The organism is Sphingomonas sp. 8AM (assembly GCF_902506455.1).
In the GTDB taxonomy this organism is placed as follows: Bacteria; Pseudomonadota; Alphaproteobacteria; order Sphingomonadales; family Sphingomonadaceae; genus Sphingomonas.
Window position 1 is genome coordinate 2,750,545 of sequence record NZ_LR733844.1, and the last position, 12,465, is coordinate 2,763,009.

Sequence of the window (12,465 nt, forward strand, 5' to 3'; positions counted from 1 at the left end):
GAGCAGATCATGGCCGATGACAGCAGCGATACGCCGACCCCGGCGGCGTCGAAGCCCGCCACCCCGCGACGCCGCGCGCCGCGCAAGGCCGCCGCGCCAAAGGCTGCCGCGCCGCGCGCGACCAAGGCGAAGACGGCCAAGGCGGATGACGGCGCAGCGCCCGCCAAGAAGCCTGCCGCCAAGCGCACGCGCGCGACTCCCGCGAAGTCACGGGCGGCGGCGGCCCGCAAGCCGGCGTCGCGCGGTGAGGCGGCGATCGAGAAGGTCGGGGGCAAATGGGGCGCGGCGGCGATCGCGGGCGGCGTCGCGGCGATCGGCGCAGCGGCGACGGCGGCCTTGCTGACGCTGCGCAGTTCGACGCCCAAGTCGCCGCGGCTTCCGGCACCCGACGCGCCCAAGAAAGCCAAGGCGCATCAGCCGGATGGCAAGGATTCATCCAAGTCGTTCGAGGCCGGGATCGCCGACGAGAATACGATCCCCGAGAAGGCGTGAGCCGCTCCGTGTCCCCGGGGTGTGTCCCCGGGGACACGCTTCCTTCCGGAAGGAGACGAAGCGGGAGCCCGGATCAGGTCCGGGATGACGTTGTTATCCGGCGAGAAAGCTGGCGATCGCCTGACCCAGCTCCGGCTTGGTCACCGCGCTCATGTGGTTGCCCGGCACTTCGACGTAACGCGCCTGCGGCAGCGCGTCGGCGAGCACCGGGGCGGATCCGTTGTCGTCGTCGTCCTTGCCGCTAACCACCAGTACCGGCTGGACGATTGTGTCGAGTTCCGTGGCCGCGGTGCCGACGAACGTGTCGATGATCCCCAGCAGCGCAACCGGATCGCCGCCGGTGGTCTTGAGGAACGCCTCGGCCAGCCATTCGGGGCTGCCGCGCTCGTGTTTGCCGAGGTTGGTCAGGATGTTGCGGAAATGGCCCGCGCGGCGATCAGCGCGGGTGATACCGTCGAGGCCCATGCCGGCGATCACCACGCGCCGCGGCGTCGCGCCGGTCGCGAGCATCCGCACCGTCGTGCGCGCGCCCAGCGAATAACCTCCAAGATCATAGTCACTTAGCCCGAGATGCGCGATCAGGGCATGGCCATCGCGCGCCAAAGCGTCGGGCGGATAGGCGGCGGCATCGTGCGGGCGGGCGCTGGCGCCATGGGCGCGAAGATCGGGCATGATTACGCGAAAACCCGACGCTGCCACCGCCGCGGCATGGCCGTATTTCAACCAGTTGGTCTGCGCATCCGAGAAGAAGCCGTGGATCAGCACCACGGGACGCCCCTCGCCGATCTCGCGCCACGCGATCCGCTGGCCATCGAAACTGTCGAAATACCGGGTTTCAGTCGGGGACATGGCCACGCGTTTCCATCCATTGGCTGACGATGTTCGGGAGGTCCCGGGTCCGCTTTTCGGGCAAAAATAGCGGCTCTTTCCAGGCCTGGTGACGGCTCTCGACGCCGAAATGGCCGACCGGTTGCAACCGGTGCGCGTCATCGAAGCTTCCGACGGTCAGGTCCATATTGTCGGACGCGTTGCCCTCGTAGGTCAGCGGCGTGCCGCATTCGGCGCAGAAGCCGCGCTGCGCGATCTCGGACGAAGCATGACGATCGGGGTCGCGGGTCGTCCATGTCACGGCGGCGCGGGGCACCTGTTTGAGCGCGGCGAAGACGCCGCCGGTCGCCCGCTGGCACATCCGGCAATGACACAGATAGGCGTCGTCGTCGGTTACCACGACGCTGTAGCGCACGCTGCCACATTGGCAGCCACCGGTCATGATACGGCTCATGCGCGCGGCTCTACGCAGCCGAGCGGGTCGCGTCCACCGATGCTGCATTGCAGCACATCGCCGCCGCGGATAGGAAGCGGGGGTGAATCGCGACGAGCCCCTACCCCATTCGGCGATCGAGGACGCCTATGCGCTGACGCTCGGCTGCATCCTCGTCGTGCTCGGGCTCGCGCTGCTCCATGCCGCCGGGCTGGTAACCGGCGGGACCGCCGGGATCGCGCTGCTGATCTCCTATGCGGTGCCGCTGCCGACGGGCGTGCTGTTCACGCTCATCAACCTGCCCTTCATGTGGCTGGCGTGGAAGGCGATGGGGCGACAGTTCACGCTGCGTACCGTGCTGGTCGGCGTCGGGGTGGCGGCGCTGGGGACGTGGACGCGGATCGGGTTGACGATCGCGCATATCGATCCGGCGTTCGCGGCGCTGGCGGGCGGCTCGGTGATCGGGTTCGGCGCACTGGCGCTGGCGCGGCACCATGCCGGGATCGGCGGGACCGGAGTGGTGACCCTGTGGTTGCAGAAAACGCGCGGCTGGAACGCGGGGCGGACGCAGATGGCGATCGACGCGCTGATCCTGCTGACTGCGCTGGCGTTTCTGCCGCCGGAGCGGGTCGGGTGGTCAGCGATTTCTTCGGCAGCGATCAGCGGGATATTGATCGCGTGGCATCGGCCGGGGCGGTATCGGGGATATTGACCCCTCAACAGCCGTCATCCCCGCGGAGGCGGGGATCCAGAACCTCTGACGTTTCGCCTCTTTCGAAGACCTGCGCGTCTGGATTCCGACCTTCGCGGGAATGACGGGTTGGGGCGATAATGAACGGGCAGCGATTACTCTGCCGTCAGCACCGCCTGAAAATCGTCGGCGTCGGTTTCGTCCGCCTTCTTCAGATGCCGGCGGCCGAGCAGTTCGGCGATCTGCACCGCGTTGAGCGCCGCACCCTTGCGAAGATTGTCGCTGACGCACCACAGCGCCAGACCGTTCTCGACCGTGGGGTCCTCGCGGACGCGGCTGACGTAGGTCGCGTCGTCGCCCGCGCTCTCGATCGGGGTGACGTAGCCACCGTCCTCACGCTTGTCGACGAGCATCACGCCGGGCGCCTCGCGCAGGATGTTCTGCGCATCCTCGGCCGACAGTTCGTTCTCGAACTCGATGTTGAGCGCCTCGGAGTGGCCGACGAACACCGGCACGCGCACGCAGGTGGCGGTCACCTTGATCTTCGGGTCGAGGATCTTCTTGGTCTCCACGACCATCTTCCACTCTTCCTTGGTCGAGCCGTCGTCGAGGAAGCTGTCGATGTGCGGAATGACGTTGAACGCGATCTGCTTGGTGAACTTCTTCGCCTCGGCGGGATCGCCGACGAAGATGTTACGGCTCTGCTCGAACAGCTCGTCCATGCCGACCTTGCCCGCGCCGGACACCGACTGATAGGTCGCGACCACGACGCGCTTGATCTTCGCCGCGTCATGCAGTGGCTTGAGCGCGACGACCATCTGCGCGGTCGAGCAATTCGGGTTGGCGATGATGTTCTTGCGCTTGTAGCCGTCGATCGCGGCGGCATTCACCTCCGGCACGATCAGCGGCACGTCCGGGTCCATGCGGTACAGCGACGAATTGTCGATCACCGTGCAGCCCGCCGCGGCGAACTTCGGCGCATAGACGGCGGTCGCCTCGCTGCCGATCGCGAACAGCGCCATGTCCCAGCCAGCGGGATCGAAATGCTCGATGTTCTGGACCTTCAGCATCCGGCCGGTGTCGCCATATTCGATCTGGTCGCCGACCGAACGCGACGAGGCGAGCACCGCGATCTCGTCCGCCGGAAACTGCCGCTCGGCCAGGATGTTGACCATCTCGCGCCCGACATTGCCCGTGGCTCCCGCCACCACCACCCGATAACCCATCAAAACCTCCGCTGATGGCAGCGCCCTATCGACGTTGCGCGGGGCAGTCCATCCGCTTTCCTAATCGTGCGTACTCACCTGCCACGTAGCATGGTCGATGCCATGAACACGCGCGAGGTGCTCAACAAGCGTATCCAGTTCGATATCGGCCACATTCGTGCCGACCAGCGTGGCGATCAGCGCGACCCGCTCGTCACCACGATCCTGCGTCGCGAGGTCGGCAACCGGCAGCTGCGCATTCTCGAGATGTTCCACCAGCAGATCGCCGAGCGGCCCCGCCTCCTCGACCGCCACCGTGATCGTGACGCTATAGGTCGCCTCCACCGCGCCGCCCGCAAACGGAATACGGTTGATCGCGTCGACCAGGGGGCGAAGCGCGGTGTTGGCGAACAGCACCACGCCGGTCAGCAACATCGCCTCTGCCACCATGTCCGATCCGGCGATCGCACCGACGGCGGCCGAACACCACAGGGTCGCGGCGGTATTGAGGCCGCGAACGTTCATCCCCTCTTTCATGATGACGCCGGCGCCGAGGAAGCCGATCCCCGAAACGACATAGGAGATGACCCGGATCGACTCGACGTCGCCACCCAATCGTTGACCGAGGTCGACGAACGCCGCCGCGCCGATCGCCACCAGTGCATTCGTACGCAGGCCCGCGGTCCGCTGCCGGTATTGCCGCTCCGCCCCGATTGCGGTGCCGAGGACGAAGGCCGTCAGGTAACTGATGGCCGTGTCGAGGAACGGCCACAAATGAAACAAGGTCAGGAAGCGCATGGCCGGGCGTTAGCGGAGGTCGACGACGCCGGAATGACACCGTTGCAGCGACCTTGTCATTCCGGCTTGTTGCGCACGGTGCGATCGAGGAAGCGTTCTATCGTCGTCCAGACGTGGATGTCGCGCACCGCCGAATGCGTCTTGCCGGGGTACAGCATCATGTCGAACGGCATATCCGCCGCCTGCAATTCGGCCGCAACCTTGGTCGTATTGTCGAGGAAGACGTTGTCGTCCGCCATGCCGTGCATCAGCAGCAGCGGCGTGGTGATCTTCTTCGCATCAATCACCGCGCGCGACGCGTCATAGGCCACGCCGTCGACACGCGGGTCGCCCATGTAACGCTCGGTATAATGCGTGTCGTAGAGGTGCCAGTCGCTGACCGGCGCGCCCGAAATCGCAGCGGCATAGACACCCTGATCGGCCTCGATCATCTTGAGCGACATATACCCGCCATAGGACCAGCCATAGGTGGCGATCCGCCCCGGATCGACGAAGGCGAGCGTCTTGAGGTAATTTGCGCCCTTGCGCTGGTCCGCGACCTCGACGGTGCCCATCGCGTGCCAGATCGCGCTCTCGAACGCGACGCCGCGATTGGGGGAGCCGCGATTGTCGACCTCGAAATAGATCCAGCCCTTGCCGACAAGATACTGAATCAGCGGGTTCTTCCAGTTACGTACCACACCTTGCGAGCCCGGCCCGCCATAATGCTGGAAGAACACCGGATAGCGTTTGCCCGGCTCCAGCCGCGGCGTGACCATCTGCCAGTGGAGATCGGTGCGGCCGTCCGCGGCCTTGATCGTGCCGAACTGCACGGGGCGATGGCTGGCCAGATAGGGAGCGTAGGGATGCGCGCCCTCGACGCGGTTCTCGTTGATCCACGACAGGCGCTTGCCGGCGGCATCGGCGAGATAGGTCTGCGGTGGCTGATCGGGATTGGAGCGCGTGACGAGGAAACGCTGCGCCGCGCCGTCGGCAGTGACGCTGTTGTTCCAGCCGCGCTCGGTCAATCGCGTGATGGCGCCGCGCTTCAGGTCGAGTGCGTAGAGATGCTGTTCGAGGACATCGTCCCTGGTCCCGAGAAAATAGACGCGCGCCTTTGGCTCGTCGACCGCGACCAGCCCGGTCACGACCCAGTCGCCCTTGGTCATTTGCGTCCAGCGCCCGTCCTTCAGGCGCCAGAGGTGCGCGAACCCGTTGCGCTCGGAGCGCCATAACAGGCTGCCGTCCTCCATAACCCGGTAACTGTCGGACAGGTTGATCCAGCTTTTCGCGCGCGCGGCTTCGGTAAAGAGCACCGTCGCCTTGCCGGTCGCGGGATCGACGCGGAGCATGTCGAGCCTGGTCTGCGCGCGGTTCTCGCGCTGGACGAGCAACGCCGAGCCGTCCGGCAGCCAGTCGACCCGTGCCAGATAGATGTCGGGATCGCTGCCGAGGTCGACTTTTACTTTCCCCGCGCCATCGGCGCGCATGACGTACAGGTCGACCAGCACGTTGGGTGTGCCGGCGGCGGGATAGCGCTGTTCGTAGATGCTGGTGCCCGTCGCGCCGATCGCGGCGCGGGTGAAGACCTTGACCGGCGTCTCGTCGAACCGCTCGATCGCGAGGTAGCGATCGTCGGGGCTCCACCAATAGCCGTCGGTGCGGTGCATTTCCTCCTGCGCGACGAACTCCGCCTCGCCGAAGTGAACGAGGCCCCGGCCCTCGCTGGTCAGCGCGCGCGCCGCGCCGCCGGCGAGCGGCTGGACCCAGACGTTCTGGTCGCGGACATAGCTGACGAAGCCGCCGCGCGGGGAGACGTTGGCGTTGAGCACGCCGCCGGGCACGTCGGTGATCCGGCGGACCTGCCCGTCGGTGCCGGCGAGATAGAGGTTGCCGTCCACGGGCACGAGCAGGTTGCGCCCGTCGGCTGCCCAGTCATAGGCGACGATGCCCTTGAGCGCGCCGATGCGCGCGCGTTCGCGCTGCATCTTCTCGGCCTCGGACAGGGCGGCGCCGGTGCCGATCCTGAGGCTGTCGACGAGCATCCGTTCCGCGCCGGTGCTGGTGTCGCGTGCCCACAGGTCGAGCCGGTCCTTGTCGTCGGCGCGCGGGCGCAGGAAGGTCAGCAACGTGCCGTCTGGCGAGAGTTTCAGCGCACGCGGCTGCGGGCCGGCGAGATCGGGCGCGGCGAACACCCGCTCCAGCGTCAGCGGCGCAGCGGCCGGTGCCTGTGCCTGTGGCTGCGCCGTTGCCACTTGCGCCTCAGCCACGGCCGCAACCCCCGTCGTCGCCAGCGCGGCGACGATAAACCACTTGTGCATTCAGACCCTCCGTCACCCGGTCGCTGGTGGCAAAGATCACCGCGCGATGACAGCGGAATTTTGGTCGCTGAATGTCCGACAAGCGGCTGGTCAGGCGAGCTTCCAATAGGTCGCGTATCGTTCGTGTGCGATCCTGTGGTATGGGATCAGCCGCACCGGCGTGCCGTCCTGCGCGGCGATCGTGAATTCGAGCGGTGCACCGGCGGGGCGGATGCTCTTCGCCAGCGCGTCGGGCTCGCCGGCGAGCACCGGGACGGTGATCGGCGTATCGTTGTACGTGCCGTATTTGCGCTCGTTGACGATGATGTCCGACCCGGGGGCGAGACCCTCCTTGCCAAGCGCGCCGGCCAGCACCAGCGGGCCATAGGTGAAGGCGACGATCTGCGGCGCGGCGGGGGCCTGTTCGGCGACCGGCTCCATGACCAGCCGCAGCTCGACGGTGTCGCCGTCGTTCCATGTCCGGTCGAGCGTCACATAGCTGCCCGGCTCGGCCGAGGTCGCCGCCTCACGGCCGTTGACCAGCACCGTGGCGACGCGGCTCCAACGCGGGTGGCGCAGCTTGAGCGCGGCCGATGTGGCGCGCTTCGTCGTGATGCGCAGCTGCGTGCCAGCCTGCGTTGGGAACGTCGTTTCCTGAGTTAAAACAACGCCCTGCTGGCGCCACTTCAGCGTCGATGGGATGAACAGATTGACGTAAAGCGTTCGCCCGTCATGGAAGTAGATCGAGTCCCGATATTTGACGTGGTTCTCCATCCCGGTTCCCGTGCAGCACCAGAAGCTGTCCTCCGGGGTATGGTACAGCTTCATGTAGCCGGGGCGCGCGCCCTGGAAGTAGGTCGCCATCCCGCTGTCGGGGTCCTGCGAGGCGAGAATGCCATTGTAGAGCGTGCGCTCGTAATAATCGGCGTAATCGGCCCGCGGCTCCTGCAGGAACAACTGGCGCGTCAGCTTGAGCATGTTGTGCTGGCAGCACGTCTCCGACCCCTTGGCCGAGAAGACGTGCTCGTCGAAGTCGGCCATCGCGAAGAAATGCTCGTTGTCGCCGTGGCCACCGGTCGCGAAGGCGCGGGTGCGCGCGACCGTCTTCCAGAAGAATTGCGCGGCGTCATGGTAGCTTGCGTGGCCGCCGGTCTCGTGGACGCGCTGGAAGCCGATGATCTTCGGGATTTGCGTATTGGCGTGCATCCCGTCGAGCTGGTCCTGCGCCTTCACTAGCGGGGCGAGTAACGCTTTCTGTGAGAATCGCTCGGCAAGTCGTTGGTAGTCCGCGTTTCCGGTCATGGCGAACAGGTCGGCATAGACCTCGTTCATGCCGCCATATTCGGTCTTGAGCATCTCCTCGAACTGCGCGTCGCCGAGCGGGCGGGTGGCGACCACGCCCCAGTCGGCGAGCCGCAGCAGCACCGCCTTCGCCGCCGCGCTGTCCGCGAGCAACGTCGCGTCACGCAGGCCGGCATAGACCTTGTGGAGCGTGTACCACGGCACGCCGGTGATCGGCTCGCCGCGCAGATGCGCCGAGACGAGCGCCGCACCTTTGGGGAAGGCGCAGACCAGCCCGCTGTTCGCGGCCTTCTGGCACGCCGCCAGTTCGGCGGCGATATAATCGATCCGCTTGCGATACTCCTGCTTGCCGGTGGCGCGATAGGCCAGCGCACAGGCGGAGAGATAATGGCCGAGCGTATGGCCGTGGCAGTTGATGTCCGCCCACATCGGCTCGGATTCCCAGCCACCATAGACCGGCGCCTTGGGCTTCAGCCCGGCGTTGACGCGAAAATTGTGCAGCATCCGGTCGGGCTGGAGGCGCAGCAGATAGGCTTCGGTCTGGCGCTGTGCATGGAGGAACGGGCTGTCGAGCAGGTCCACGTCGCGCATGTCGAACGGCTGGAGCGCGGTGGGCGCGGCAGCCTGTGCCAGCGCCGGCGCGGTGACCCCGGCCATCAGCGCACTGCCGGCGACACCAGAGAGAAAATGTCGACGCGACAGCGGGGTGCAACAGGCGATGGCCACGAAACTCTCCTATCGTGCGCAGCTCATGGCGCGCGCCGCGATCATAGCCATTACTCCGTCAATTGCCACCCTCCGCCAGCCACTTGGCGCGCAAACGCTTGCCGCCGGCCCGGCTTGAGGGTCCGGCCGACGCCAACGGTCAGATCTCCGGCGAGGGCGCGGAACGCCGCCCGCTCACCCGAACAATCCCAGCGCCGCCACCTCGTTCGCGCTCAGGTCGATCCCGAACATCATGCTCAGCCGCATCCGGTAGACACGCGGATCGGTGATCTCGGATTCGGCGGTCGTCTCCGACGCGCGGCGGCGGTATTGACGGTCGGTAAGCGAGGCGAAGCCGCGCGGCAGGATGATGCTCGTCACCGTCACGTTGGTGAAGCGACTGGTGGGCGCGCTCATCGACCAATGATTGCCCATCGCCAGATCGCTGTCGTGCACCGGCGCGGTGGTGAAACTATATTGCGGCTGCCACCCGGTGCCGACGCCGCGGCCGTCGGTGGTGGCGGGGTCGCCGTCGCGCAGCAGCAGCCAGCCGCCCTCTCCCGCACGGTCGTCGTCGCGGACCAGCAGGAAGCGCGCGCCGTCGGGCGCTTCGCCCTGCGCGCCATCGGCGAGCGGCAGGACCGGTGCGTAGCTGCCGCCGAAGCCGGCATCGGCGATCCACGACTGACCGTCGATCGTCACCAGCGACAGCGTGTGCGTCAGCGGCGGCACCGCAGTCGCGCCGAGCCACACGCGCGCGAGCAACGGCCGCGCGGTGAAGTCGAGTGCGGCGAGCGCATCGAGCAACAGCCGGTTCTGCTCGAAACAATAACCGCCCCGCCGCGCGGTGACCAGCTTGGCGGCGACGCTGGCGCCGTCGATCGCGATCGCGCGGCCGAGCCGCACGTCGAGATTCTCGAACGGGATCGCCAGCCGGTGCGCGTGCTGGACGCGTGACAGGCCGGCGGCGTCGCGCGTCGGACGCGCGGGAAGGTCGATGCGGGCGAGATAGGCGTCGAGGTCGAACATGGCGGCAGCGGTAGCGCGGTTGCGCGGCGATGAGAACGGGTTTGACCGCCCCCGCGCACAGGCCCATGCCGGACCACCCGAATGAGGAGGTCATGTTGAGCGACATCAAGGGTTTGGAGCTGCGTTCGATCGTCGACGCCGAGGGGTCGCTGACGCTGCGCCTTGAAGAGGTCAGCTATCCGACGCCCGCCGACGACGAGGTGCTGGTGCGCGTCGAGGCCGCGCCGATCAACCCCTCCGACCTCGGGCTGCTGCTGGGGCCGGCCGATGTCGCGACGCTGGAGGAGGTCGGCACGGCCGACGCGCCCGCGCTGCGCTTTGCGGTGCCGCGTGGACGCATCAGCGGGCTGCGTGCGCGGATCGATCAGTCGCTGCCGGTCGGCAACGAAGGTGCCGGCACCGTCGTCGCTGCCGGCGCGCAAGGGCAGGAGCTGGTCGGGCGCAAGGTCGGGATGATCGGCGGCGCGATGTTCGCCGAGTATCGCCTCGCCAAGCGTCGCGAAGTGGTGCCGCTGCCCGAGGGTGCGAGCGCGGCGGACGGCGCGGCGATGTTCGTCAATCCGCTGACCTCGCTCGCCTTCGTCGAGACGATGCGCGCCGAAGGGCACAAGGCGATCGTCCACACCGCCGCGGCGTCGAACCTCGGGCAGATGCTCCAGAAGATTTGCCTCGCCGATGGTGTGCCGCTGGTGAACATCGTCCGCAAGCCCGAGCAGGCGGCAATCCTTCGCGAGATCGGCGCGACACACGTGCTCAACAGCCAGGACGAGGATTTCCGCGCAAAGCTGGCGGATGCCTGTGCCGAAACCGGCGCGACGATCGCGTTCGACGCGATCGGCGGCGGGTCGCTGGGCAGCGATATCGTGCAGGCGATGGAGCAGGCCGCCAACCGCACCGCCGGCGCGTACAGCCGCTACGGCTCGGACACGTTCAAACAGCTGTATATCTATGGCGCGCTCGACACCGGCGCGACGACACTCAACCGGCTCGCGTTCGGATTCCAGTGGAGCGTGTCGGGATTCCTGCTGACGCCCTGGCTGAAAAAGGCTGCTCCGGAGACGACGGCGCGAATGCGGCAGCGGATCGCCGACGAGCTGACCACGACCTTCGCGAGCAACTATACGGCGACGATCGGACTCAAGGAGGCGCTGCATGCCGACGTGCTGCGCGCCTATGAGCGCAAGGCAACCGGTGAGAAATATCTGATCGACCCGACGCGGTAGGTTCCGCGCCGCGTCATCGAACGCGAAGCCACCGATGACGTGCGAAACCCGAGGCAGGTCCTGACCTGCCGCCCGATGCTGATCTTATCGTTCGACAAGCGGTGTATCGATCGTGCGGCTCGATGAAGGCGCGCGATCGATATGGCAGACCGCTGCGGCCCGGCATCGTTTGCCGCCGACCCGCCGCGCGCGCTGAAGCGGGTCAGCGATAACCGCCGGTACCCCGATGTGCCGGGTGCCCGGTACGGGCGCGGCTGGCGCGTCAAAGGGCGGTGACTAGATCCGACCGGTCGCACGCCCTGCATCCGGGTAGGGTGCGGGGCGACGAAGGCGCCGCTAGAACGCCGTCGCCAGTCGGTCGAGCATCGACCGTGCCGGGCTGACCACCGGCATCTCGCCGGCATGCGCGGCGTCCAGCAACGCGACGCGGCGATGCAGCTCGACGCTGCTCTCGATCAGCCCTCGCGCATGCTGCGGAAACCGCGCCAGCATCTCCGCGTCACTGGCCGGTGCAGTCCCCAGCCGCCGTGAAGGATCGAGCGCCTGCGTCGCGGGCAGTTCCCCGGCCGCGATCGCACGTTGCGTCAGCAGCCACGCGATGACGTGCATCAGCCGCGTCGTCACCTTGAGCGATTCGCAGCTGAACGCCACGCGCTCCATCGGCGGCAGCGCCTCGCGCTCGATGCGTCCGCCCTCGTCGAAATAATGCCGCGCCTCGTCCGCCAGCACCATCGCCTCGGTATAGAAGGCGTCGATCAGGCGGCGTTGCAGGCGAGGATCATGGGCGTGGTCGGCCATGTCCGCGTCCTTGCCACGACCGCGCCTCGGCCGCCAAGCGCGTTCATCACGTTTGCGGACCGTCGCAGGGCAGAACCGTCCCGAAATGCGCCGTTTTTGCCGCCGCCCGTCAGGCGATGATGTCGGGGATCATCTGATCCTCAAGCAACGCGATTTCGTCGCGCAGCCGCAGTTTGCGCTTCTTCAGCCGCATGAGTTGCAACTGGTCGGAGCCGCCACCCCCGGCCAGCGCACCGATCGCCGCGTCGAGATCGCGGTGCTCGACGCGCAGCATCTCCAACCGCGCCGTCACGTCCGCCTCATCGCCCACGTCGTTCATCGCCCGCACTCCCGACCCCTGAGTCGCGCCTGCATAGCCGCCGCGTCGACGTGGCGCGACCCGTCGTACCAAAGTCGCAGATGGGCGCGAGTCAGCAAAAGTCACGGGACATATCGCCCGATTCGTGATTTCCTTCCTTTCCCTCTCAACCACGAAGGAGACTGCCATGCAGACCGCGCACATCTCGGCCCTGGAGGCCAAGCACGCGACGATCGACCAGCGGATCGCCGCTGAGTCGCAACGTCCGGTGCCCGATACGATCGTGCTTGCGGAACTGAAGAAGCAGAAACTGCGGTTGAAGGAGGAAATCACCTCCTCGCACTAGGCTGAGCAAGGTGGCGCCCGGTGGACACGTTCCGCCGG

General features: G+C 67.0%; 13 protein-coding genes. 4 read left to right on the forward strand and 9 right to left on the reverse strand.

Translation table 11 applies throughout. From position 1 onward, the window contains the following. Positions 1-9: 9 nt before the first annotated feature. Positions 10-492 (forward strand): hypothetical protein, encoded by a 483-nt coding sequence (locus BACI71_RS12975; RefSeq protein ID WP_159759255.1) that lies wholly within the window; start codon positions 10-12, stop codon positions 490-492. 93 nt (positions 493-585) lie between these two features. Here the strand turns inward: BACI71_RS12975 and BACI71_RS12980 are convergent, their stop codons facing one another. Both BACI71_RS12980 and BACI71_RS12985 read right to left on the reverse strand, forming a co-directional pair. Then, positions 586-1,347: an alpha/beta fold hydrolase gene (locus BACI71_RS12980; protein ID WP_159759257.1), complete on the reverse strand. Its 762-nt coding sequence runs from the start codon at positions 1,345-1,347 to the stop codon at positions 586-588. Then, positions 1,328-1,774 carry a GFA family protein gene (locus BACI71_RS12985; RefSeq protein WP_159759259.1) on the reverse strand — a complete coding sequence of 149 codons (447 nt, stop codon included), beginning with the start codon at positions 1,772-1,774 and terminating at the stop codon, positions 1,328-1,330. The genes BACI71_RS12980 and BACI71_RS12985 overlap by 20 nt, the downstream gene beginning before the upstream one ends. An 82-nt stretch (positions 1,775-1,856) precedes the next feature. Here BACI71_RS12985 and BACI71_RS12990 point away from each other — a divergent pair, with 82 nt between their 5' ends. Continuing rightward, on the forward strand, positions 1,857-2,465 hold the full coding sequence (locus BACI71_RS12990) for a YitT family protein (RefSeq protein WP_159759261.1): 609 nt from the start codon (positions 1,857-1,859) through the stop codon (positions 2,463-2,465). A gap of 134 nt (positions 2,466-2,599) precedes the next feature. Here BACI71_RS12990 and BACI71_RS12995 read toward each other — a convergent pair whose 3' ends face one another. The 5 genes from BACI71_RS12995 to BACI71_RS13015 all read right to left on the reverse strand — a co-directional run bounded on the left by BACI71_RS12995 (position 2,600) and on the right by BACI71_RS13015 (position 9,762). Then, complete coding sequence (locus BACI71_RS12995) at positions 2,600-3,670, reverse strand: aspartate-semialdehyde dehydrogenase (protein ID WP_159759263.1); 1,071 nt, start codon at positions 3,668-3,670, stop codon at positions 2,600-2,602. A gap of 60 nt (positions 3,671-3,730) precedes the next feature. Continuing rightward, a complete protein-coding gene (locus tag BACI71_RS13000; protein WP_159759265.1) occupies positions 3,731-4,447 on the reverse strand; it encodes an MgtC/SapB family protein in 717 nt (238 codons plus the stop codon). A 56-nt stretch (positions 4,448-4,503) separates the two neighbouring features. Then, positions 4,504-6,747 carry a S9 family peptidase gene (locus BACI71_RS13005; protein WP_159759267.1) on the reverse strand — a complete coding sequence of 748 codons (2,244 nt, stop codon included), beginning with the start codon at positions 6,745-6,747 and terminating at the stop codon, positions 4,504-4,506. 90 nt (positions 6,748-6,837) lie between these two features. Further along, entirely contained in the window at positions 6,838-8,685 is a 1,848-nt protein-coding gene (locus BACI71_RS13010; protein WP_159761195.1) for a glycoside hydrolase family 127 protein, read from the reverse strand. A 243-nt stretch (positions 8,686-8,928) separates the two neighbouring features. Next, the gene (locus BACI71_RS13015) at positions 8,929-9,762 is read right to left on the reverse strand and encodes an arylamine N-acetyltransferase family protein (RefSeq protein ID WP_159759269.1); all 834 of its coding nucleotides are present in this window, start codon (positions 9,760-9,762) and stop codon (positions 8,929-8,931) included. Between the two features lie 92 nt (positions 9,763-9,854). Here BACI71_RS13015 and BACI71_RS13020 point away from each other — a divergent pair, with 92 nt between their 5' ends. Further along, complete coding sequence (locus BACI71_RS13020; RefSeq protein WP_201297369.1) at positions 9,855-10,985, forward strand: zinc-binding dehydrogenase; 1,131 nt, start codon at positions 9,855-9,857, stop codon at positions 10,983-10,985. A gap of 336 nt (positions 10,986-11,321) precedes the next feature. Here BACI71_RS13020 and BACI71_RS13025 read toward each other — a convergent pair whose 3' ends face one another. Beyond that, a complete protein-coding gene (locus BACI71_RS13025; RefSeq protein WP_159759273.1) occupies positions 11,322-11,783 on the reverse strand; it encodes a DUF1465 family protein in 462 nt (153 codons plus the stop codon). A 109-nt stretch (positions 11,784-11,892) separates the two neighbouring features. Next, positions 11,893-12,102 (reverse strand): YdcH family protein, encoded by a 210-nt coding sequence (locus tag BACI71_RS13030; RefSeq protein ID WP_159761197.1) that lies wholly within the window; start codon positions 12,100-12,102, stop codon positions 11,893-11,895. A gap of 166 nt (positions 12,103-12,268) precedes the next feature. Between BACI71_RS13030 and BACI71_RS13035 the strand changes: the two genes are divergently transcribed. Continuing rightward, entirely contained in the window at positions 12,269-12,427 is a 159-nt protein-coding gene (locus BACI71_RS13035) for a YdcH family protein (RefSeq protein ID WP_159759275.1), read from the forward strand. The last annotated feature ends 38 nt before the right edge of the window (positions 12,428-12,465 follow it).

Bases quoted from the DNA above. Each gene is read 5' to 3' on its own strand.
- BACI71_RS13020 (WP_201297369.1), top strand. From the start codon at position 9,855: ATGTTGAGCGACATCAAGGGTTTGGAGCTGCGTTCGATCGTCGACGCC.
- BACI71_RS13015 (WP_159759269.1), bottom strand. From the start codon at position 9,762: ATGTTCGACCTCGACGCCTATCTCGCCCGCATCGACCTTCCCGCGCGT.
- BACI71_RS13005 (WP_159759267.1), bottom strand. From the start codon at position 6,747: ATGCACAAGTGGTTTATCGTCGCCGCGCTGGCGACGACGGGGGTTGCG.
- BACI71_RS12975 (WP_159759255.1), top strand. From the start codon at position 10: ATGGCCGATGACAGCAGCGATACGCCGACCCCGGCGGCGTCGAAGCCC.
- BACI71_RS13010 (WP_159761195.1), bottom strand. From the start codon at position 8,685: ATGGCCGGGGTCACCGCGCCGGCGCTGGCACAGGCTGCCGCGCCCACC.
- BACI71_RS12985 (WP_159759259.1), bottom strand. From the start codon at position 1,774: ATGAGCCGTATCATGACCGGTGGCTGCCAATGTGGCAGCGTGCGCTAC.
- BACI71_RS13030 (WP_159761197.1), bottom strand. From the start codon at position 12,102: ATGAACGACGTGGGCGATGAGGCGGACGTGACGGCGCGGTTGGAGATG.
- BACI71_RS13035 (WP_159759275.1), top strand. From the start codon at position 12,269: ATGCAGACCGCGCACATCTCGGCCCTGGAGGCCAAGCACGCGACGATC.
- BACI71_RS13025 (WP_159759273.1), bottom strand. From the start codon at position 11,783: ATGGCCGACCACGCCCATGATCCTCGCCTGCAACGCCGCCTGATCGAC.
- BACI71_RS12995 (WP_159759263.1), bottom strand. From the start codon at position 3,670: ATGGGTTATCGGGTGGTGGTGGCGGGAGCCACGGGCAATGTCGGGCGC.
- BACI71_RS13000 (WP_159759265.1), bottom strand. From the start codon at position 4,447: ATGCGCTTCCTGACCTTGTTTCATTTGTGGCCGTTCCTCGACACGGCC.